Source organism: Thiomonas islandica (assembly GCF_055383445.1).
In genome coordinates, this window is record NZ_AP042391.1 from 1,457,622 (window position 1) to 1,478,324 (window position 20,703).

Annotated in this window: 23 protein-coding genes and 1 pseudogene; 10 read left to right on the forward strand and 14 right to left on the reverse strand. The window is 66.7% G+C overall.

Annotated features, from left to right (window positions below; genetic code table 11):
- Nucleotides 1–47 precede the first annotated feature (47 nt).
- Nucleotides 48–839, reverse strand: coding sequence for a hypothetical protein (locus ACZ47F_RS07045; RefSeq protein ID WP_464924042.1), 792 nt, complete (start codon nucleotides 837–839; stop codon nucleotides 48–50).
- 203 nt (nucleotides 840–1,042) lie between these two features.
- On the opposite strand from ACZ47F_RS07045, the gene ACZ47F_RS07050 reads away from it, so the two are divergent.
- Entirely contained in the window at nucleotides 1,043–2,395 is a 1,353-nt protein-coding gene (locus tag ACZ47F_RS07050) for a chloride channel protein (RefSeq protein WP_464924043.1), read from the forward strand.
- Between the two features lie 219 nt (nucleotides 2,396–2,614).
- A pseudogene (locus ACZ47F_RS07055) lies at nucleotides 2,615–3,009 on the forward strand (MFS transporter); the annotation flags it as partial.
- 160 nt (nucleotides 3,010–3,169) lie between these two features.
- Here the strand turns inward: ACZ47F_RS07055 and ACZ47F_RS07060 are convergent.
- Both ACZ47F_RS07060 and ACZ47F_RS07065 read right to left on the reverse strand, forming a co-directional pair.
- Nucleotides 3,170–3,649 (reverse strand): Lrp/AsnC ligand binding domain-containing protein, encoded by a 480-nt coding sequence (locus ACZ47F_RS07060; RefSeq protein WP_464924044.1) that lies wholly within the window; start codon nucleotides 3,647–3,649, stop codon nucleotides 3,170–3,172.
- A 258-nt stretch (nucleotides 3,650–3,907) separates the two neighbouring features.
- Entirely contained in the window at nucleotides 3,908–4,648 is a 741-nt protein-coding gene (locus ACZ47F_RS07065) for an acetoacetate decarboxylase (RefSeq protein WP_464924045.1), read from the reverse strand.
- A 163-nt stretch (nucleotides 4,649–4,811) separates the two neighbouring features.
- Between ACZ47F_RS07065 and ACZ47F_RS07070 the strand changes: the two genes are divergently transcribed.
- From ACZ47F_RS07070 to tatA, 3 genes are all read left to right on the forward strand, one after another.
- Nucleotides 4,812–4,979: a DUF6726 family protein gene (locus tag ACZ47F_RS07070; protein WP_464924046.1), complete on the forward strand. Its 168-nt coding sequence runs from the start codon at nucleotides 4,812–4,814 to the stop codon at nucleotides 4,977–4,979.
- A gap of 12 nt (nucleotides 4,980–4,991) precedes the next feature.
- Complete coding sequence (glpK, locus tag ACZ47F_RS07075; RefSeq protein WP_464924047.1) at nucleotides 4,992–6,494, forward strand: glycerol kinase GlpK; 1,503 nt, start codon at nucleotides 4,992–4,994, stop codon at nucleotides 6,492–6,494.
- Between the two features lie 119 nt (nucleotides 6,495–6,613).
- Nucleotides 6,614–6,877 (forward strand): Sec-independent protein translocase subunit TatA, encoded by a 264-nt coding sequence (gene tatA, locus ACZ47F_RS07080; protein WP_464924048.1) that lies wholly within the window; start codon nucleotides 6,614–6,616, stop codon nucleotides 6,875–6,877.
- Nucleotides 6,878–6,987: 110 nt separating this feature from the next.
- Here tatA and ACZ47F_RS07085 read toward each other — a convergent pair whose 3' ends face one another.
- From ACZ47F_RS07085 to ACZ47F_RS07095, 3 genes are all read right to left on the reverse strand, one after another.
- The gene (locus tag ACZ47F_RS07085) at nucleotides 6,988–7,473 is read right to left on the reverse strand and encodes a hypothetical protein (RefSeq protein WP_464924049.1); all 486 of its coding nucleotides are present in this window, start codon (nucleotides 7,471–7,473) and stop codon (nucleotides 6,988–6,990) included.
- A gap of 188 nt (nucleotides 7,474–7,661) precedes the next feature.
- Nucleotides 7,662–8,960, reverse strand: a complete 1,299-nt coding sequence (locus tag ACZ47F_RS07090; protein ID WP_464924050.1) for a THUMP domain-containing class I SAM-dependent RNA methyltransferase — start codon at nucleotides 8,958–8,960, stop codon at nucleotides 7,662–7,664.
- 65 nt (nucleotides 8,961–9,025) lie between these two features.
- Nucleotides 9,026–9,196: a hypothetical protein gene (locus ACZ47F_RS07095; RefSeq protein ID WP_464924051.1), complete on the reverse strand. Its 171-nt coding sequence runs from the start codon at nucleotides 9,194–9,196 to the stop codon at nucleotides 9,026–9,028.
- A 274-nt stretch (nucleotides 9,197–9,470) separates the two neighbouring features.
- Between ACZ47F_RS07095 and ACZ47F_RS07100 the strand changes: the two genes are divergently transcribed.
- Nucleotides 9,471–10,745, forward strand: a complete 1,275-nt coding sequence (locus tag ACZ47F_RS07100; protein WP_464924052.1) for a M20 aminoacylase family protein — start codon at nucleotides 9,471–9,473, stop codon at nucleotides 10,743–10,745.
- A 46-nt stretch (nucleotides 10,746–10,791) separates the two neighbouring features.
- On the opposite strand, the gene ACZ47F_RS07105 is transcribed toward ACZ47F_RS07100, so the two are convergent.
- The 3 genes from ACZ47F_RS07105 to ACZ47F_RS07115 are packed head-to-tail and all read right to left on the reverse strand — an operon-like array spanning nucleotide 10,792 to nucleotide 13,036.
- Nucleotides 10,792–11,556 carry an SPOR domain-containing protein gene (locus ACZ47F_RS07105; protein ID WP_464924053.1) on the reverse strand — a complete coding sequence of 255 codons (765 nt, stop codon included), beginning with the start codon at nucleotides 11,554–11,556 and terminating at the stop codon, nucleotides 10,792–10,794.
- Nucleotides 11,557–11,585: 29 nt separating this feature from the next.
- Complete coding sequence (locus ACZ47F_RS07110; RefSeq protein ID WP_464924054.1) at nucleotides 11,586–12,545, reverse strand: biotin--[acetyl-CoA-carboxylase] ligase; 960 nt, start codon at nucleotides 12,543–12,545, stop codon at nucleotides 11,586–11,588.
- Nucleotides 12,542–13,036, reverse strand: coding sequence for an SET domain-containing protein (locus ACZ47F_RS07115; protein ID WP_464924055.1), 495 nt, complete (start codon nucleotides 13,034–13,036; stop codon nucleotides 12,542–12,544). Before ACZ47F_RS07115 ends, ACZ47F_RS07110 begins: the two co-directional genes overlap by 4 nt.
- 145 nt (nucleotides 13,037–13,181) lie before the next feature.
- Between ACZ47F_RS07115 and ACZ47F_RS07120 the strand changes: the two genes are divergently transcribed.
- From ACZ47F_RS07120 to ACZ47F_RS07135, 4 genes are all read left to right on the forward strand, one after another.
- Nucleotides 13,182–13,334, forward strand: a complete 153-nt coding sequence (locus tag ACZ47F_RS07120) for a hypothetical protein (RefSeq protein ID WP_464924056.1) — start codon at nucleotides 13,182–13,184, stop codon at nucleotides 13,332–13,334.
- Between the two features lie 12 nt (nucleotides 13,335–13,346).
- On the forward strand, nucleotides 13,347–15,896 hold the full coding sequence (locus ACZ47F_RS07125; RefSeq protein ID WP_464924057.1) for a DNA topoisomerase III: 2,550 nt from the start codon (nucleotides 13,347–13,349) through the stop codon (nucleotides 15,894–15,896).
- Between the two features lie 64 nt (nucleotides 15,897–15,960).
- The gene (locus ACZ47F_RS07130) at nucleotides 15,961–16,719 is read left to right on the forward strand and encodes a glycerophosphodiester phosphodiesterase family protein (RefSeq protein ID WP_464924058.1); all 759 of its coding nucleotides are present in this window, start codon (nucleotides 15,961–15,963) and stop codon (nucleotides 16,717–16,719) included.
- A 127-nt stretch (nucleotides 16,720–16,846) separates the two neighbouring features.
- Complete coding sequence (locus ACZ47F_RS07135; protein WP_464924059.1) at nucleotides 16,847–17,041, forward strand: DUF3149 domain-containing protein; 195 nt, start codon at nucleotides 16,847–16,849, stop codon at nucleotides 17,039–17,041.
- Nucleotides 17,042–17,430: 389 nt separating this feature from the next.
- Here the strand turns inward: ACZ47F_RS07135 and ACZ47F_RS07140 are convergent, their stop codons facing one another.
- The 5 genes from ACZ47F_RS07140 to ACZ47F_RS07160 form a co-directional block, all read right to left on the reverse strand.
- A complete protein-coding gene (locus tag ACZ47F_RS07140; protein ID WP_464924060.1) occupies nucleotides 17,431–18,525 on the reverse strand; it encodes a HAMP domain-containing sensor histidine kinase in 1,095 nt (364 codons plus the stop codon).
- Entirely contained in the window at nucleotides 18,494–19,240 is a 747-nt protein-coding gene (locus ACZ47F_RS07145; protein ID WP_464924061.1) for a response regulator, read from the reverse strand. Before ACZ47F_RS07145 ends, ACZ47F_RS07140 begins: the two co-directional genes overlap by 32 nt.
- 65 nt (nucleotides 19,241–19,305) lie before the next feature.
- Nucleotides 19,306–19,875 (reverse strand): Spy/CpxP family protein refolding chaperone, encoded by a 570-nt coding sequence (locus ACZ47F_RS07150; RefSeq protein WP_464924062.1) that lies wholly within the window; start codon nucleotides 19,873–19,875, stop codon nucleotides 19,306–19,308.
- A gap of 105 nt (nucleotides 19,876–19,980) precedes the next feature.
- Nucleotides 19,981–20,250 (reverse strand): HPr family phosphocarrier protein, encoded by a 270-nt coding sequence (locus ACZ47F_RS07155; protein WP_464924063.1) that lies wholly within the window; start codon nucleotides 20,248–20,250, stop codon nucleotides 19,981–19,983.
- On the reverse strand, nucleotides 20,219–20,680 hold the full coding sequence (locus tag ACZ47F_RS07160) for a PTS sugar transporter subunit IIA (protein WP_464924064.1): 462 nt from the start codon (nucleotides 20,678–20,680) through the stop codon (nucleotides 20,219–20,221). The genes ACZ47F_RS07155 and ACZ47F_RS07160 overlap by 32 nt, the downstream gene beginning before the upstream one ends.
- Nucleotides 20,681–20,703 lie beyond the last annotated feature (23 nt).

A 20,703-nucleotide genomic window follows, 5' to 3' on the forward strand; every position in this document is an offset into this window, starting at 1 on the left:
GCCTGAGCCTGCCCGCGATGGCGGGGCGACGGGCGCGCCTAGAATCGTCAGGCAGTCGCGGGGTGGGTGACCGTCTTGGGCACTTCGGTGACGATGCGCTGCAACAGAAACTTGGGCAGGCCGATCCAAATGTCAAACAGCGCCACGCCCATTTCCAGCATCGCGATCGGGCAGGACAGCGCGCCGCCGATCAGCACGAACCAGGCGAAGCCCGGATTCTGCTTGGTCAGGAACCACCCGGCGAAGTCCAGCAGCATCGCAACGAAGGGGGTGACCACCGAAATCGCCTTGATCTGGTTGTGCACCCGGGTCTGCAGGAACAGCCAGCCTGCCACCCAGAAAATCAGCCCGAGCATGGTCAGGTGCACCATGCCGTTGAGCAGCATGCTGTTGTACGACATGCCGGTGTCCACCTTGGCCACCGCCTTCACGTCTTCATACGAGGCCAGCGGCGGGTTGTGCAACTGCTTGCTCATCGCCACGCTGTGGCACATCATGCAGTGCTGATCGATGATCGGTTTGATCTGGCTCTCGTACTCGGCCTTGCTCTGCCCGCTGACCACCCAGTGATCGACGGTCTGCTGAATCGCTGGCCATTGCGCCTTGGGCACGCCGGCGTTGGTCAGCATGGTCGGCAGCACGGTTTGCAGCTTGCTGCTGTCACGGTTGCCGTAGTAGGCAATTTGGATGTCCTTGAGCGTAACGCCCGTCTTGCCGTCCAGCCCCGTGTGCGTGACGTAGAGATAGGCCTCGGCACAGAGCAAACCGACGCACACCAGAAAAATGAAGCCGGTGTGCAGCAGCTTTTCCGGCACGGTGAGTTGATGAAGGGAACGCATGGAAGGCTTTCTCGCAAGAGGTTCGCAGATTTGAACGGGTCGATTTTTTAACTTCTGTCAAAAAAGAAGGGTTATCCTACTTCGTAAAAACCCTTACGTGCAATGCCCGAGTTGCCGCCGTGGACACATGCAAGGTTTTGTTTCGATTGACTTTTACCCGGGGCAGTATGTTGCTCGGCTGGTCGCTGCTATCTTCGATGACCATGCATGCTCCCGTCCGTCTCGCTGCGCTCTGGCGCTTGACTCGCAAGGAACTCCGCAGATCCTGGCTGAACTACGGGGTGCTATGGCTCGGGGCGGTGCTGGTGGGCCTGGCAGCGGTGCAGTTCGCCAACTGGACCAATGATGTCCTGGCGATTTTCCTGCGCTGGATCGATGGGCGTGTCTGGCTTGCCCTGCTGATCACACCGACGCTGACCGCCTGCGGGGTGTGGCTGACCTTCCGCTGGTTCAACGGCAGTGAGGGCAGCGGCATTCCTCAAGTCATTGCTGCGCTGCACGGCCCGCCCGACTCCTCGCGCATCCGGCGGCTGTTTGGGCTGCGTATCCTGGTGGGCAAGATCGGCGTGGGGTTGCTGGGCATGCTCGGCGGGCTGACCCTGGGCCGCGAGGGACCGACGGTGCACATCGGCGCGTCCGTCATGATCGAGATGCGGCGTTTCTACCCGCGTGTGTCGCTGCGCATGGAGCGCATGTTGCTGCTGGCGGGCTCTGCTGCCGGGCTTTCAGGCGCGTTCAATACCCCGCTGGCCGGGATTCTGTTCGCCATCGAGGAACTCACTCGCAGCTTCGAGGGGCGCACCAACGGGGTGCTGATCACCAGTATCGTGTTCTCCGGTCTGGTGTCGCTGGCCCTGGCCGGCAACTATTTGTATTTTGGGCAGATCAGTGCGCCGGGTGTCTTTCCGCTGGCTTTCATCCTGCCGGTGCTCGTTGCCGCGGTGCTGTGCGGCCTGGCCGGGGCCGCGTTCAATCTGGCGCTGCTCAAGCAGGCACGCTGGATCCCTGCGAAGCTGCTGGCCTGGCGCGGGCGTTCGCCTTTGGTGTGGGGTGCGGGGCTGGGGCTGCTGGTGGCGCTCATCGGCATTGCCTCGGATGGGCAAACCTGGGGCAGCGGCTACGACCAGGCGCGGCATTTACTGATGAACCACGGCGAGCAGGTGAATTGGACTTACCCGCTGGCAAAGTGGCTCACCATGGTGCTGTCCTACATCACGGGACTTCCGGGCGGGCTGTTCTCGCCGTCGCTGTCCATCGGCGCGGGGTTCGGGCAGTGGGTCAGCCAGTGGTTCGGGCAGTATCCACAGTCGGCGCTGGTCGCGATCTGCATGGTGGGCTATCTGGCTGCGGTCACGCAGTCGCCGCTGACCTCGTTCGTCATTGTGATGGAAATGATCAACGGCGGCGGGCTGGTGATTCCGCTGATGGCCACCGCACTCATCAGCAGCCGCGTGGCCAATGTCTTCACCCCGCCGCTGTATGAGGCGCTGGCCGAGCAGAAGTATTTCACGCTCGGCTCGCATCCTGCTCAGCGTGCGGCAGACGCGCCGCATTGACGGGCGGCATCGGTGGGCGGCAAGGCGCCCGCGTTCATCACGACGAGGAGACAGACATGATTTAACAGGCCGTTGAAAAACTACTGCGGTGGGCCATCTGCGGCGTTGCGCGGTGCGCGCTGCCTCGCCTATCTGCCTATCTATTTGATATGTCTCGGTCGCTGCGCGCCGTGCGCCTTGCATCTGGCCATCCTCGCGACGTTTTTCAACGGCCTGTTAATCCCTGCAGACACAGCAGCCCCGCCGCTTTCGGAGCAGGTCTATCGCCGCATCGGCTGGCGCATCATTCCATTTCTGATCCTGTGCTATTTCGTCGCCTATCTCGACCGGGTGAACATCGGCTTCGCGCAGTTGCAGATGAAGGGCGATCTGGGCTTTTGCGATGCGGTGTACGGCTTGGTGCGGGCATTTTCTTTCTCGGCTACTTCGCGTTCGAGGTGCCCAGCAACCTGATCCTGTACCGAGTCGGCGCGCGTGTGTGGATCGCGCGCATCATGATCACCTGGGGGTTGATCTCGGCGGCCATGCTGTTCGTCACCACACCAACGCAGTTCTATGTGATGCGCTTTCTGCTCGGCGTGGCCGAGACCGGGTTCTTCGGCCCGTCCATCATTGGCTGGGCGAAGCAGGCCACGCAGAGCACCAATGGCGGCATTCTGATGCTGGCTGGGTTCATGGTGCTGTGCGCTGTGCTGGTGTTGCTCATACCGCGCACCGGCAAGTGAGCAAACCGAGTCTGCGCGCAAGGGATGCGCGCAGTGGCCGCTCAGGAGGTCAGAGCTCGACCTTCAAGCGGGTGGTGCTCTTGACCTCGTCGATGACCGCGAACGAGCGGGTTTCGCGTACGCCGGGCAGGCGGGCGATGACCTCGGCGACGAAGGCTCTGTAGGCCGCCATGTCGGCCACGCGGACCTTGAGCAGATAGTCGAAGTTGCCGGCCACCATGTGGCATTCGAGGATTTCGCTGCGTGCCTTGACCGCCGACTGGAATTTCTCGAAGCCGTCAGGCGCCGAGCGGGCGAGCTGCACTTCGACGAGTACCATCAGCCCGGCACCGAGCAGATCGGGGTTGAGTCGGCCCTCGTAACCGAGGATGAACCCGTCGCGCGTCAGACGCTTGACCCGCTCGAGCACGGCGGTTGGCGAGAGGTTGACCATCTGCGCCAGCCGCAGATTGGCGATGCGTCCGTCCTCCTGTAGCAGGGTGAGCAAACGCCGGTCGATCCGGTCGATGCCGCCGATTTTTTCAGACATGGCGGGTCTCCGTTTGCCGGCGGTGCGGCTGCGGATGGAGCGGTAGAGAGTTCTTCATGACTTGGGCGTGAACGGTTGGATTCTTGAGAATTTTAATTTAGCGCATCAATGTCGGCAGTGCCGCGCAGGTGCGACAATTTCCTGATCGGCCCCGGGTTTCGGGGGCGCGCAACATTGTAAAACGTGGGGTTCTGCAGGGTTTTGTCTGGTGCCGATGCTGCGCCTGTCTCCCGTTTTCGTTCACCCATGCCACTGGCATCACCGTTTCAGATAGTCGTGCACCACACGGCCCAGACCCAGGGTGAGGTCGGCGAGGATGTGCATGCCCGACACCACTTCCAGCACCGGCAGCGCGGCCACGGGCGCCAGCGCATGCGCATGCAGTTCCAGCGCGGCCGGCCCCTCCCACGCGCCTTTGACCACCAGGTCCTCCAGGTCATACTGCACCAGCTCGCAGATGCGCGGGGTGCAGTCCACATGGGGAATGATTTTGAGCAGAAAGTTCGGCTGCTGCAACGAGGCGAGCACCTCGGCGGTGTCCAGGGGGCGGTGCTTGTAGCCCATCGTGCCGGTGGCAATGCGCACTGGGCCGTAGTCCAGCGTGCCGACTAGAGTGTCGGCCACCACGCTGACATGCGGCTTGGCCAGTTTTTTCGGAAAGCCCCAGATCTCGCGCCCGCCAGCGATCGGGGCCTCGTCGTCTAGATACATCGCGATCTGGTAAGTGGCCGGCTTGCTCTGATACAGCACCGGCACGACCTGGCCCGATTCGGTGTAGGTGCCAAAGCCGGTGGAATCGGGCATGCGGATGAATTCGAACTTGACCAGATCGCCCGCTGGTTCCAGCGGCTCGGGAACCATGGCGCGCAGCACCTTGGGGTCGGTGCGGTAGGTGACGACAAAAAACTCGCGGTCGATGAACCGGTACGGCCCGGGCCGATAGGCGGGGCTGGTGAGCGGCATGGAAAACGCGGTCATGGCAACGTCGGCAGCTTTCATCGGGTGTCCTTTCACAGCGGTGCGCCGGGCGGGATGCCGCAGCGGCAGTGCTTGATCCGTGTCGCCACGCGCCGCAGGGTTCCACTGGCCTAGGCGGGTTTCAGCCTGGGTTCAGCGTTGCGGCGGGCATAATGGCCCAAAAAGCTGTCCAATCTTCCGCCTCATGACCAGAAGACTCATTCCTCTGCTGCTCTGCGCGGCCATGCTTGGCGGCTGCGGTGTGGTGGCTGCGCCCTGCCGTGTGGCCTCGGTCGGTCTGAAGATGGTGCCGGTCGTCGGGCATGTGGCTGCCGCGCCCACCGATGTATGCGCCGCGGTGATCGATCCCTGAGGCGGCCTGGCAATGACACTGATCGCCGCGCTTGACCAGGGCACATCGAGTTCGCGCACCCTTATCGTTGATGAGGCGGGCCGGGTGGTCGCCAGTGCCCAGCGGGAGTTCACCCAGCACTATCCACAACCCGGCTGGGTGGAACACGACCCGCTCGAAATCTGGGCCACGCAAAACGCCACACTGGCCGAGGCGCTGGCCCGCGCCGGCGCGGGGCTGCGCGATCTGGCGGCAATCGGCATCACCAACCAGCGCGAAACCGTGGTGCTGTGGGAGCGTGCAAGCGGCCAGCCCGTCGACAATGCGATCGTCTGGCAAGATCGGCGGACTGCGTCGATCTGCGACGAACTCGCCGCCAACGGCTATGGCCCCGAACTGCAGCAGCGCACCGGCCTGCTGCCGGATGCGTATTTTTCCGCGACCAAGCTGGCTTGGCTGCTTGACCACGTCCCCGGCGCCCGCGCCCGCGCCGAGGCCGGGGAATTGGCTGCCGGCACCATCGACAGCTGGCTGGTGTTCAAGCTCAGCGGCGGCACGACCCATATCACCGATGTCAGCAACGCCAGCCGCACCCTACTGTGCAACCTGCACACCGGCGAGTGGGACGACGCGCTGCTGGCCTTGCTGCGGGTGCCGCGCGCGGTGCTGCCGACCATCGTGCCGAGCTGCGGTGCGCTTGCCGTGGCGCGGTGGGGCGGGCTGGAGATTCCGATCACCGGCATGGCCGGCGACCAGCAGGCCGCGTTGTTCGGTCAGGCCTGCCTGCAGCCCGGCATGGCGAAGAACACTTACGGCACCGGCTGCTTTGCGCTGCTGCACACCGGCACGCAGCCGGTCATCTCGCAGCGCCGGCTGCTGTCGACCATTGCCTGGCGGCTCGGTGCCGGGCAAGCGCTGCACTACGTGCTCGAAGGCAGCGTGTTCGTCGCCGGGGCGGCGGTGCAGTGGCTGCGCGACGGCCTGGGCCTGGTGCAAAGCGCTGCGCATGCGCAGCAACTGGCCGACAGCGTGCCCGACAGCGGCGGCGTGCTGTTCGTGCCGGCACTGGCCGGGCTGGGCGCGCCGCATTGGGACGCGCAGGCGCGCGGCCTGCTCATCGGCCTGACCCGCGGCAGCACCGCAGCGCACATCGCCCGCGCCGCGATCGACGCGATGGCCTACCAGAGCGCCGAACTGTTCGCCGCGATGCAGGCCGACGTGGCCGCAAACGGCGGCGCGCCGCTTGCCGAGCTGCGGGTCGATGGCGGTGCCGCCGTCAACGACACGCTGATGCAGTTGCAGGCCGATCTGCTCGGCGTGCCGGTGGTGCGCCCGCTGCAGACCGAGAGCACGGCGCTCGGCGCGGCCTATCTGGCCGGTCTGGGTGCCGGCATCTGGCGTAGCCCGCGCGATCTGGCTGCGCTGTGGCAGCCGCAGCGGCGCTTCGAGCCGGCGTTGCCCGCGCCAGAGCGCGAGCGGCTGATGGCGCGCTGGGCGAAAGCGGTCGAGCGGGCCAAGGGCTGGATCGATTCCTGAGCACCCCGGCACCACTGTTGCGTTTGCTTGCAATCGCACCACAGAACCCGGGTGGACAATTGCCACACCAAGCATGACCGGGCGTGCGCGTGGCGCCACGTCTGCACGGGAGAATCGACATGGGTGAATTCAGTATCTGGCACTGGCTGATCGTGCTGCTGATCGTGGTCATGATCTTCGGCACCAAGAAGCTCAAGAACATCGGCACCGACCTCGGCCAGGCGGTGCGCGGCTTCAAGGAGGGCATCAAAGACGCGGATGCCGCACAGCAGCCGGCTACCGGCGCCGAGCCCGCGCCGCCGCCGCAGGTCACCGCCTCCAGGTCGCCGCTGGGCACCAGCGCCGCCCAGCAGGCCGAGGACATTGCGTTCAAGCCGAAGTGAACCGGCGGGGGCGTTTGCGTGTCGTCACCACCGGACAGCTCGATCTGGGCATGTCCGGCCGCGCGTCAACTGCCCGGGCGGACAGAACCTGGCTGGTGGATCGGCCCTTCTCAGTGCGATTCGACCGCGGCCCGGATTCCCGCTGCGTCGCGGGCAAAGGCGATGTGTGTGATCTTGCCCTGGTGGACATGCAGCACGGTCACCGCGTCCTTTTCATGCGGCATGAACGCGGCCTGCTCCGACTTGGTCGCCAGTAGGATGGCGTAAGGGCGTTTGCGCATTTTGGGCAAGGCAAAGGTCTGCGTCACGAAACCGGGCATGCCGTTGATGTCCGCCAAAAACACTATGCCCGCTTTGCGCATGCCCTCCGCCCCGAGGAGGGTGAGGAAGGCATTGGCCTCGTCCGAAGGCGCTTTCTCGACGGCGAACAGCACAACACGCGTGCCCGCGCCCGGAAATGCCTCCGCCTTGCCGTGCTGGGTTTCAAACTGCGTTTGTAGCAAGGCGTCGCCCACGGTCAGCGGAGCCGCACTGGCCAGCGCAGGCCAGGCCAAGGTCGTCATCGCGGCAAGGAAAACAAAAGCGCGTCGTTGCATGTCTGCTCCTGGGTTGAGATGCTGTATCAGAGCAGAAACTGATGACCACGTTCAGGCCCAAGCGCCGGTCCGGGACTGATGGATTGCGTTGTGTCGATGCGTTTGCGGGGCAGGTATCGGCCGGATGCGTTTGCTGCTGGGACGGGCTGGCCACTAGCAGCGGGGGGGCTACTCAGCGCCTGCTGCGGTCATTGGCTTTGTGCCCTTGTGGCGGGCGTGCTGCCAGGCTGGACCTGCGCCCGCGCGCTGCCCGCTACCATCTCGAACAGCATCAGCCGGCACTCGATCGGGCCGTTGAACACGACCAGCCGCCGTCGAGGCTTGAGTCGCAGCGCGCGATCCCAGTGCAGATCGGCGGTCAGCAGCGCCACCTGCCAGCCGGCAAAGCGCTGTTTGAGCACACGCGCGAACTGCGGCGCGAAGTCGTCTGCGGCCTGGCCTTGCGGCGCGATGCGCGCGGCGTACGGTGGGTTGCTGATCAGCCAGGCGCTGCGCCCCGCCGACAGTGCCCCGAGGTCGAGCGGCGGGGTTGTGTCGATGACGTCGCCTTGGCGCACGTCGATCGCCGCCTCGACCCCGGCGCGGCGGGCATTGTCGTGCGTCATGCGCACGCTTGCTGCGTCGAGATCGGCGCCGAAGAACTGCCCTGCGGCAAGCGGCCGCAGCTGCTGCTGCGCCGCCTCGCGCAGCGCCGCCCAGTCGCCCGGGTCGAAGCCGCGCAGCGCCTCGAAGCCAAAGCGTCGATCGAGCCCCGGCGCGCGCTGCGCGGCGATCTGCGCCGCCTCGATCAGCAGCGTGCCCGCGCCGCACATGGGATCGAACAACACGTCGCCCGGCTGCCAGCCGGCCAGCCGTAGCAGCCCCGCGGCCAGATGCTCTTTCAGCGGTGCTGCGCCGTGGTCGCTGCGCCAGCCCCGCTTGAACAGCGGCTCGCCGCTCGTGTCGAAGTAAAGCAGCGCGTCAACCTCACGCAGATGCAGGTGCACGCGCACGTCCGGCTGCGCGGTGTCGACATCCGGGCGTTGGCCGGCAAGTGCGCGAAATCGGTCGCAGATGCCATCCTTCACCCGCAGCGCGGCAAACTTGATGCTCGCCAGCGGCGAGTGTTCCGCGGTCACGTCCACGCGCAGCGACTGCCGAGCGACGAACCAGCACTCCCACGGCAGCGCGCGCGCCAGGCGGTAGACCTCGTCCGCGTCGGTGGAGCGCCCGGCGCCTGCGAGCAGCAGCACGCGGCTGGGCAGCCGGGCGTGCAGATTGAGCCGCATCACGTCTGCTAGCGTGCCGTGCGCGCTCACTCCGCCGGGGGTTGGAGTGGCCGCGCTGAGCGTGTCGCTGCCCAGGCGCGCGGCAAGCTCGCGCACCTCGTCGCAGAGCGCCTGCTCCAGCCCGCGCGGGCAGGGCAGGAACAGATCGAAGTGCTCGCTGGAGGGCGTGGCGTGCCGTGTCGGCGTGGCGCGGGGACGGGATTTGTACGGTGACTGCATGTGGTGTTGGGGTCAGGTTGCGCTTTGTTGTATGTGCTGCACGCATCGACCCGACCCGATGCCTTTCATTTCTCGGCTTCGACCCCGCGCGCCTGCAGCGCCCGGCGCAGCGCCTTGTTGCTCTTGCGGTGCGCCCCCGCCTTGCGCTTGTGTGCCGCAGCGACCAGCGGATTGCGCGGCGTGGAGGCGGGAAGTTTGATGGTCTGCGCGCGGGCGCGCTTGCGGGAGAGCTTCATCGTGGCCAGGCGCGTGGTCTATGCTTGCGGCAAAAATGTTAAGCATAGTGCCAGACCGTCCCATGCCTGTATTGCGCTCGAGCTCCTCCATTCTTGTCGGTGTGAGCTGGTTCACGGTTTTGGCTGTGCGGCCCGCGTGGGGCTGAGGGTTTGCAGCGGATGGTGGGTGTTTTTTGTCAGGCAACCCTGCTGGGGTGACGTTTTTTCTCCGATTGCGCCAGCGGCCTGGGTCTGGGGCACAATCGCCTTGTCGATCATCTGGAGGAACACGGCGATGCAACTCATCGACTCCATCGTCACCGAGGCCGCTGCGCTAACCGCGCTGCGGCGTGATCTGCATGCGCATCCCGAGCTGTGCTTTGAGGAGCAGCGCACCTCCGACCTGGTGGCCGCGCGGCTGGCGGCCTGGGGGGTGGAGGTGCACCGGGGACTCGCCAAGACCGGGGTGGTGGGGGTGATCAAGGGCCGCGACAGTGGCGCCAGCGGTCGAATGATCGGCCTGCGCGCCGACTTCGACGCCCTGCCGGTGACTGAATTCAACACCTTTGCCCACGCCAGCCGGCATCCCGGCAAGATGCACGCCTGCGGCCACGACGGCCACACCGCGATGCTGCTGGCTGCAGCGCAATACCTGGCGCGCACGCGCGATTTCGATGGCACGGTGGTGTGCATTTTCCAGCCGGCAGAAGAGGGCGGCGGCGGCGCGCGCGAGATGATCAAGGACGGGCTGTTTGCGCGCTTTCCGGTGCAGGCGGTGTTTGGCATGCACAACTGGCCGGGCATTCCGGCAGGGCATTTTGCTGTGAAGGCCGGACCGGTGATGGCGTCGAGCAACGAGTTTCACATTCGACTGACCGGCCGCGGCGCGCATGCGGCCATGCCGCATCTGGGCATCGACCCGGTGCCCGCTGCCTGCCAGATGGTGCAGGCGTTTCAGACGATCATCACTCGCAACCGCGCGCCGCTGGAGCCCGCAGTGATCTCGGTGACCATGATCCACACTGGTGAGGCGACCAATGTGGTTCCCGAGCGGGCCGAGATCCAGGGCACGGTGCGCACTTTCAGCACCGAAATGCTCGACCTGATCGAATCCCGCATGCGCAAGATCGCCACCCACACCGCGGCGGGCTTCGGCCTGGGCTGCGACTTTGCGTTCAGGCGCAACTACCCGCCGACCATCAACCACCCCGCCGAGACCGCGTTCGCTAAGGCCGTGATGGTGGACATGGTGGGCGCGGACGCGGTGCAGGAGTTCGTGCCATCGATGGGCGCTGAGGACTTTTCCTTCATGCTCCAGGAAAAGCCCGGTGCCTATCTGATCATCGGCAACGGCGACGGCGACCACCGTGCCCCCGGCCACGGCGCCGGGCCATGCACCCTGCACAACCCGAACTACGACTTCAACGATGACCTCATTCCGCTGGGCGGCAGCTTCTGGGTGCGACTGGCGCAGGCTTGGCTGGCGCAGCGCGGCGAGGCGGGCGAGTCGCCGTCTCCTCCACCCAGCCTCTCCCACGCTGAGGGGGAGGTGCAAACCGCGCCCCGCTGACGATTTCGCTCCTCCCCGCCGACGGGGAGGGAGCCGCTCTTTCCCGTTACTGCTCAGCCTGTGCGCAGGTCTTGACCATCTGGCCGCCGAGCTGGCCCGACACGCCGGCCAGCGCCTTGACCTGCTGCGGGGTGAGGGCGGGCAGGCGAAGGGTGGTGCGGTTCAGGCCGGCGTTGCGTTGCACGATGCGTGCGCCCTGCACGCCTTGTTTCTTGACGATCTGCAGCTGCTCCTGCGCCGCGGCCTCGGTGCTGAACACGCCCAGCGAAATGCCCGGTTCATACCGTGGCCGGTCGGCCACAGGAGCGAACACCTTGACGTTGCCCTGCTGGGCGATCTGGTCGAGCGCGGCGCGCATCGCGCTCTGGCTGGGAAAGGGACCGAGCAGCACCATCCACTGCGGAGGGACCGGGCTGGTGTGCACTTGGGGCTGCAGCCCGGCGCTGGCGAGGGCGGCCTGTGCCTGGGCGAGTGCATCTGCCTGCATCGCGCCAAACGGGCCGATCTGGCGGCAGACCGTGGGCACCTGGGCGGCGGTCTGCAAGGCCGGTGCGGAAGGTGCCGAAGGCGCGGCCTGTGGCGCGGATGCGTCGTTCGCCGGGGCAGTGGGCACGGGTGCCGGGGCACTGGCGGGGGTGGCCGGGGCACTGGCGATCGGCGTGACCCGGACCTGCTCCGGATGGATCTGCAGCGCCAGGCGCTGCGGTTCGCGCTGCGTCACCGGCCCGATCCCGGCAGCGGCCAGCCAGCCTCGAGACCAGGCGAAGAACGCGAGGTTGGCCAGCAGCAGGGCGAGGAGCAGGGCACGCATGCGGTGGAGTGCAGGAGGAGCGGGCGGCGTTATTTTGCCGTGTCTGGCGCCGGGGCAGCTGCCAGCCGCAGCGACAGGTCGGCGCTGAGCACACGGCGTTCGCCGCCTGCCGTGCGCACGCGCAGCGCGCCGTCGGGATCGATGCCCAGCGCGGTGCCGCTGCACAGTGTCTGCCCGCGCTCCTGCACCGAGACTTCCAGCCCCGCCCAAGCGTGCAGCGTATTCCATCGCGTCAGCGCCGCGTCGCGCTGCCGCGTGCCCCCCCACAACCCGTCGAGCAGCGCCGGCGCCAGGGCGGCGAGCACCGCGTCGCGGGGAAGGCGCAGTCCCGCGGCGTCGAGCCCGGCGGCCTGCGGCTGATCCGGCGGGGTGCGTAAGTTCAGGCCGAAGCCGATCACGGCCCAGCGCGCCCGTGCGGTGTCGGCCACTTCCACCAGCACGCCGCCGAGTTTGCGCCAGTTGTCTTGTACCGGCAGCAGCAGGTCGTTGGGCCATTTGAGGCGGACTGCGGTGGCGCCTAGGGCATGCAGCGCCTGTGCCAGCCACACGCCCACGGCGAGGCTGAGCGCGCGGATGTCGTGCTGCGGCGCAAAAGGCCAGGCCAGCGAACACAGCACGCTGCTCTGCGCATCATCGATCCACACTCGACCCTGCCGGCCGCGTCCGGCGGTCTGCTTCGCGGTGGCGAGCAGGGTGGGACTGTCGAGCTGGCCGGCGCGCGCGGCGGCCAGCAGGTCGGCATTGGTCGAGCCGGTGCTCTCGACCCAGCGCACCGCGCAGGCAGGGTGAGTGCAGGCAAGCTGCGCGCGCAGCGGGGTGAGGGGAGCGGGTTCTCGCGGCTGCCCACCCCAACCCTGCCCATGCGTGGGCAGGGAGCAGGCCGTGCTCTCCCGCCCGTAGGCGAGGTCGGGAGGGGCATCCGAAGGATTCGCGCTGCCCTGTTCGCTCCTCCCCCACCGCGTGGGGGGGGTTTGGTGGGGGGCGGTCATACCTTGGTGCTGCGCTTGCGCGGTTTGGGGGAGAGCAGGGTGCCGCGGCAGTTGGGGGCGCCGCAGCGGCAGGCGTAGTCGCGCTTGACCTTGGCGGTGTGGCGGGCGTCGAGTTCGAGGGCGTAGTCGAAGAACAGCTCCTCGCCGGGCGCGATGTCGCGCAGGGCGTAGATGAACACGCGACGGCCGATCTGCTGCGCCTCGCAGTTGGGGTTGCACGAATGGTTGATCCAGCGGGCGTTGTTGCCGTGCACGCCGCCGTCGATCACGGTGCCGTCGTCCAGCGAAAAATAGAACGTGTGGTTGGGCTGGGCGGGGTCGTGCGGATGACGGCGCAGGGCTTCGGGCCAGTCGATGCGCTCACCCTTGTATTCCAGCAGGCGCTGCCCGGCGCGGATGGGCCGGCGGGCAAACACACCCCGGCCGTGGATCGGGGAATCCTGCACCCGGGTGTAAGGGCCGCTGGTGGGAATGGGGTTGCGGGCGGGCATGGGCGGACAGTGCAGGAGCGAGGGAATCGAGAAACTGGGTAAAGTAGAAAAAAGAAGGCGGCGGGCGGGGTGGCTGCTTTGCGGCCCGATCACATCACATTCTAGGGAGGCGCATCATGGATCCAGGGCGTCGTGAGCATCTGCAGTGGCCTGGCTGTCGCTCGCGCTGGCAAAGGCGTTGGCCAAGCCGGCAGGACTGCCGGTGACTATCGTGATCGGGCGCGATGGCCGGGTGAAGATGGCCGACTCGGGCGAACCGTTCGCCAAGGACACTGCCGGCATCGCCAAATTTCTCTGAATTGTGTTTTCCATGACGACAAGCGACGTTCACACCAAGACCTTAATCATTGCCGAGAAGCCCAGCGTGGCGCAGGACATCGTGCGCGCGCTGACGCCGCAGACCGGCAAGTTCGACAAGCACGACGACCATTTCGAGAACGCGCAGTATGTGGTGACCTCGGCGGTGGGCCACCTGGTGGAGATCAAGGCGCCGGAGGATTTCGAGGTCAAGCGGGGCAAGTGGAGCTTTGCGCACCTGCCGGTGATTCCGCCGCATTTCGATCTCAACCCGATCGAAAAGACCAAGGGCCGGTTGGCCGCGGTGGTCAAGCAGATCCGGCGCAAGGATGTGGGCATGATCGTCAACGCCTGCGACGCCGGGCGCGAGGGTGAGCTGATCTTCCGCCTGATCCTGCAGTACGCCGAGGGAAGCAAGCCGTTGGGCAAGCCGGTGCGGCGGCTGTGGCTGCAGTCGATGACGCCGCAGGCGATCCGCGAGGGGTTCGAGCGGCTGCGCACCGATGCCGATATGCGCCCGCTGGCCGATGCCGCGCGCAGCAGGAGTGAGGCCGACTGGCTGGTGGGTATCAACGGCACGCGGGCGATGACCGCGTTCAACTCCAAGGACGGCGGCTTTTTCCTCACTCCGGTGGGGCGTGTGCAGACGCCCACGCTGTCCATCGTGGTGGCGCGCGAGGAGCAGATCCGCCGCCATGTGGCGCGCGACTATTTCGAGGTACATGCGCAGTTCGCTGCGCCGGCGGGCGGCTATGCCGGCAAGTGGTTCGACCCGGCGTTCAAGAAAAGCGACGACCCAGACGCCCGCGCCGACCGGCTGTGGGACCGCGCGCGGGCGCAGGCCATCGTCGAGGCCTGCGCCGGAAAGCCCGCCGAGGTCCGCGACGAGTCCAAGCCGTCCACCCAGTTGTCGCCGGCGCTATTCGACCTGACCTCGCTGCAGCGCGAGGCCAACGGACGCTTTGGCTTTTCCGCCAAGACCACGCTGGCGCTGGCACAGGCGCTGTACGAAAAACACAAGGTGCTGACCTACCCGCGGACCGACTCGCGCCATCTGCCGCAGGACTACCTGCCGGTGGCACGGCAGACCGCGCAGGCGCTGGCCGAGGCCGGCGGGCCGGTCGCGCTGCATGCCCGTCGCGCGCTCGAGGCCGACTACATCCGCCCGAACAAGCGGGTGTTCGACAACGCCAAGGTGTCGGACCACTTTGCCATCATCCCCACCACCCAGACGCCCGGGGCGCTGTCGGAGGCCGAGGCCAAGATCTACGACCTGGTGGTGCGGCGCTTCCTGGCGGTGTTCTTCCCGGCGGCGGAGTATTTGCTGACCACCCGCATCAGCACCGTGGCGCAGCACCAGTTCAAGACCGAGGGGAAGATTCTGGTCAAGCCCGGCTGGCTCGAAATCTACGGCAGGCAGGAGCAGGGCGACGACGCCAACCTGCCGCCGGTGGCCGCGGGCGACGCGGTCACCACCGAGGCGGTGGAACTCAAGACGCTGAAAACCCGCCCGCCGGCGCGCTACACCGAAGCCACGCTGCTGGGCGCGATGGAAAACGCCGGCAAGCTGGTCGAGGACGAGGAACTGGCCGAGGCCATGTCGGGCAAGGGTCTGGGCACGCCGGCCACGCGTGCGGCCATCATCGAAGGTCTGCTGGCCGAGAACTACATGGTGCGCGAGGGCCGTGAGCTGATCCCCACGGCCAAGGCCTTCCAGCTCATGACTCTGCTGCGCGGGCTGCAGGTGGAGGAGCTGACCAAACCCGAGCTGACCGGCGGCTGGGAACACAAGCTGGCGCAGATGGAACGCGGCCAGCTCTCGCGCGAGCAGTTCATGCGCGAGATCGCGGCGATGACCGAGACCATCGTGCGCCGCGCCAAGGAATTCGACCGCGACACCGTGCCCGGCGACTATGCCACGCTGCGCACGCCCTGCCCGAACTGCGGCGGTGTGGTCAAGGAAAACTACCACCGCTTTGCCTGCACGCAGTGCGACTTTTCCATCGGCAAGCATCCGGGCGGCAGGAGCTTCGAGCTGGACGAGGTCGAGCAGCTGCTGCGTGACAAGCATCTGGGGCCGCTCACTGGGTTTCGCAGCAAGATGGGCCGACCGTTCGCCGCCGAGCTCAAGCTGGTGCGCGAAGGCGGCCAGGGCCAGTGGAAGCTCGAATTCGACTTTGGCGACAGCGCCGCTGGCGGCGACGGCGGCGAGGCGCCGGACTTCAGCGCGCAGCAGCCGCTGGGCGCCTGCCCCAAGTGCGGCTGCGCGGTGTTCGATGCGGGTAGCAGCTATGTCTGCGAAAAAAGCGTCGGTCCATCGCCGAGCTGCGATTTTCGCAGCAGCAAGATCATCCTGCAGCAGCCGATCGAGCCGCAGCAGATGCGCAAGCTGCTGGAAACCGGCCGCACCGATCTGCTCGACGGCTTCGTCTCCGCGCGCACCAAGCGCAAGTTCAAGGCCTTTCTCGTGAAGCAGCCCGGCGGCAAGATCGGCTTCGAGTTCGAGCCGCGCACGGCCAAGCCCGCAGCGAAAAAAGCTGCGGCCAAAAAGGCAGTGGCGTGACAACGCGGCGTCATGCAGGCGGTGCATGATGGCGCGCCAGGTGCCTTCTGCCCCCAAACAGACCATGACGCCCCACCCTGCTTTCGACCTGCGCTGGATCGCCCACCGCGGCGGCGGTGATGCCGCCCCCGAAAACACCCTGGCGGCGTTCGAGGTCGGTTTTCGCGCGGGCTTTCGCGCCTTCGAATGCGATGTGAAGCGCAGCGCCGACGGCGTGCTCTGGCTGCTGCACGACGACACGCTGGACCGCACCACCGACGCCCGCGGCCCGGCTGCACCGTGGCGCTGGGAGAATCTGCAGTGCGTGGACGCGGGAAGCTCGCACAGTGCGCGGTTCAAGGGCGAGCCGCCGGCCGCGCTCGATCAGGTGCTGGCGTTTGCCGCGCGCCGTCGTGTCTGGCTCAATCTGGAAATCAAGCCCAGCCCCGGCGACGACGCCGCCACCGCTGACGCGCTGGTGCGCGCGGTGGCGCCATGGAGCGCCGCGCATCCCCGCGTGCCCAAGCCGCTGCTGTTCTCGTTTTCGCCCACCGCGTTGCAGACCGCGCGCGCCACGCTCGACGCGCTGCAGGCCGATCTGCCGCTGGCGGTGCTGGCCGAGCGCTTCGACGACGACCTGCCCGCACAGGCGCAGGCGCTGCGCGCCGAAGGCCTGCATCTTGATTGGCAGGCCGTCACCCCGGCGGCGGTGGGTGCGGTGCACGCGGCTGGGATGCGGTTGCGCGCCTACACGGTCAACACCGCGCAGAGCGCCAGGGCGTTGCTCGCCGCCGGCGTGGATGGGCTGTTCACCGATCGGCTCGATCTTCCTGCGCGGCTGTGAGCCTCTGCGCGCACTGAACCCGCCACCGCGGTGCATAAAGTGACTGCGGTTTGTGATGTATCAAAAGGTAAGCAGATTGTGCAATTATTCTGCGGCATTGTCATTGCACATCGAGGAGATCGAGATCATGGGGTCTGTCTGGCAAGGTTTGTTCGGCACGGATTACGGGCTGCTCAGCCTGATCGTCATCCTGTTCCTCATCGGCATGGGGGTGTTCTTCGTCTGGTTTTTCACCCGCAAGATCCAGCAAAGCGCCGATGAACACGCGCGCGAACTGCGCGCCGGCGGCGCCCGCCCGCCAGCGGGCAACGGCCACGCCTGAAGTCGTGAAGATATCGCCGCGAGAGGCCTGCTGGCGATTTCGCGTAGCAGAAAAATTCACAACTTCTGATGGACAACGTCGTGGTTACCGGCAGATACCAGATGCTGGCCGCTAGCAGCAGCGGGATGGTGCGGTAGCTCACAGCGTCGGCCAGCTGCACCGAATACAGCAGGTTGCTGACCCCGCCCCCATCACGCCGGAGAGTTGATCAACCCAGGGGGTCAATTCCAGATGTCGTCAGGGGGTCAAATCTTCGTGTCGCTTGACAGATGCGGTAAGAGTGCCACGCCGCCGGGGATGCGATCCATGCGTTGCGCGGCCGATCCACGCGCCATTTCGCGACGATATGCAAAGTCGACAGTGCGCAGGAGAGCGCCTTGCGCGGCGCATCACGGCTGGCGCCCCAACCAGAGCTCGAAGCAGGTGCCCCCGCTGCTTCGCGGTAGGCAGCGGGCGTCACCGCCGTGCTGGCGGGCGATGCGCCGCACCAGTGGCAGGCCCAGCCCGGTGCCCTCTGCTCGTGCGGACAGGCGCACGAAAGGCTCGAAAATGCGCTGTGTATCGGCGGCGGGCACGCCCGGGCCGCGGTCGCACACCCGCACGACCGCGCCACCGTCGATCGCACTCAGGCTGACCTGCGGCGGGCTGCCCGGGGCGTGCCGCCGCGCGTTGTCCAGCAGGTTGCGTACCGCGCGGCGCAGCAACCGGTCATCGCCCTGCAGGGTGATCCAGTCGCCCTGCACCTCCACATCGAACCGTGCCGCTTCCTCGGCCACCAGCGCGAGCAGATCGACCTCCTCGCGCTGCAGCGACTGTCCCGGCGCCGCATCCAGACGGCTAGCCAGCAGGATGTCGTCGATGAGTGCGTCGAGTTCGGCGAGATCGTTCTTGGCCGCACGCACCGCCCTGTCGCGGGCTGCGGCGGGCACCGGCGCGGCCAGGGTTTCCAGGCTCAGGCGCAGCCGGGTCAACGGGGTGCGCAGTTCGTGCGAGGTGTAGGCCAGCAGCGATTTGTGGCTTTGCATCAGCGATTCGATGCGTGCCGCAGCGGTGTTGAAGCTCTGCGCGAGCTGCGCCACCTCGTCGCTGCCCTGCACTGCCACGCGCGCGGACAGGTCTCCCTCGCCCAGCGCCTGCACGCCTTGCTGCAAGGCTTCCAGCCGGCGCGTGAGATGGCGCATCAGCGGCAGGGTTACGGCGCTGACCACCAGCGCGGTCAGCAGCGTGCCGGTAAAGGGCGACAGCAGCAAATGCCGCCAAGGCGAGGGCTGGATGCCCCGCGCTGCCATCATGGCGCGGAACATGGCGCGGCGGATCTCGGCCTGCTGCGGATCGGAGAAGAACAGCCAGTGAAACAGCAGCGCCGACACCAGCGCCTGCACCAGCAGCGCGAGGATCAGCGCCAGCCACAGCCGCTGCCACAGCCGGGGGGCGCACCGGGGGCGGTCACGGTCAAACCCCGTCCTGCGACTTGGTGAACACATAGCCTGCACCGCGAAGGGTGAGGATGCGGCGCGGGTGGCGCGGGTCGTCCTCGATCGCGGCGCGGATGCGGCTGATGTGCACGTCGATCGAGCGGTCGAAGGCTTCGAGCGATTCGCCCTTGACCGCGCTGTGCAGAAATTCACGGGTCAGCACGCGGCCCGGATGGCGCGCCAGCACCTGCAACAGATCGAACTGATAGGCGGTCATCGGGCGCTCCTCGCCCTCGATACGCACCTGCCGCGCTGCAGGGTCGATTTCCAAGCGGCCAAAGCGCAGCACCTGCGCCGCCTGCGGATCGTGCGGCGACAGGCTGCCGGCACGCCGTCGGGTGATGGCGCGCAGCCGGGCGAGCAATTCGCGCGGCTCGAACGGTTTGGTGAGATAGTCGTCGGCGCCGATTTCCAGTCCGACTACGCGGTCGAACGGATCGCCGCGCGCAGTGAGCATCAGCACAGGCAGATCGCTGTGTGTCCGCAGGCGACGGCAGATGTCCAGGCCGTCGCCATCGGGCAGCATCAGGTCGAGCACCAGCGCATCGAAACCCGGGCCTTCGCCGCGGTGCGGGTGGAGTTCGGCCTCGGCCTGCGCGGTGTTGGCCGCGTGGGTGACCTGCCATCCGGCGCCGCGCAGAAAGTCGCTGATCTGCTGCGCCAGGCGAAGATCGTCCTCGACCAGTAGAAGCTGGCTCGGGGTGGTGCGGGTGTGCGGGGGCATGACGCGGCGCAGTCTGCAATGGCACACAGGCCGCCGAGGCGGCCTGCTTGGATCGGAGACGGGGCTTATTGCATCATGCCCGGGCCACCCATCAGGCCCATGCCGTGCTCATGTCCGTCCTTGCCGCGGTGGTGCTGCATGCGCTCCATGCGCTGCTGCATCATGGTGTAGAGCTTGGCGCGCTGCTCGGGAGTGAGGATCTGCGCCATGTCGTACTGTGTCTGGGTGCGCACTCGAGAAATCTGGTTGACCAGCGCCATTTGTTTGTCGCGCAGCGCTTCGAGCGCGCCGCGGTCGATGGTGGGCGCGGCAAGCAGCTTCATGCGCTGCAGCATCAGCTCGCGCATCTGCTCCATGTCCGGGCGGAGTTTTTCCCTGGATTGCTTGCGCAGCGCGCGCAGCTGTTCCTGCTGCGCCGCAGTCACGCCGGCCTGAATCAGCAGGCGCTGCATGTCCGGGCCGTGGTCGGCCATCTGGCCGTGCATGGCCGGGCCACCCTGCGGCATGGGCGCGGTCTGCGCGCTGGCCAGCGCAGCGTGACTGGCAACGGTGACGACTAGAACGGCGCCCGCAGCACCCAGAAGGCGACGCAGACGCGCAGTGTCTTTGCTTGAGGTGGAGGTCTGAGGATTCATGGCGTTTCCCTTTGGGAAGTTGACGATGAATCCATTTTGCGGGAGAACAGTTGCCCGCAGTTCTTGCCGGGGTGAAGATTTGTAAAGATGGCGGCGACAGCCGGCCTATTCGCCTTCACCGAACTTATCGTCGAACAGCGCCTGGAGCGCGTCGAGCGCGGCCTCGGCCTGTTCGCCCTCGGCATCGAGGGTGACGGTGGAGCCGATGCCCGCAGCCAGCATCATCACACCCATGATGCTCTTGGCGTTGACCCGGCGCTGGCCCTTGGAAATGTAGATGTCGCAGGGAAATTGCCCCGCGAGCTTGGTGAGCTTGGCCGACGCGCGAGCGTGCAGGCCCAGCTTATTGCTGACTTGAATGATGCGTTGCGGCATGGGCAGAGCTGCGAAGGGACTGTTGCTGCGGGGGGCTCGTTGCGACCTGGATAACCCCCTGAATCGCTCCGGCCGTGGCACGCGCCGCCAACGCCTCCAGGTTTTCGTCTTGGTAGCACACCGAGCGCAGCAGCATCGGCAGGTTGACCCCGGCGACGATCTTGAGCGCCAGGTCGCTGGCAAGCTCCGTCAGGCGGGTGGCCACGTTGCTCGGCGTGGCACCGAACACGTCGACCAGGATCAGCGCACTGCCGTCGCTGGCCGCTTCGCGCAGCAGGGGCAGGGCCGCCGCAGCTGCCGATTCGATCGAGGCGTCGGGCGCCACGTCAAGCACCAGCAGCTTTTGCGGACAGCCTGCATACACATGGCTGGCACACTCTTTCAGCGCGCTGGCCAGCGGTGCGTGGGCGATGAGAAACAAACCGGGCATGCGGATGTCAGCGACGGGCGATA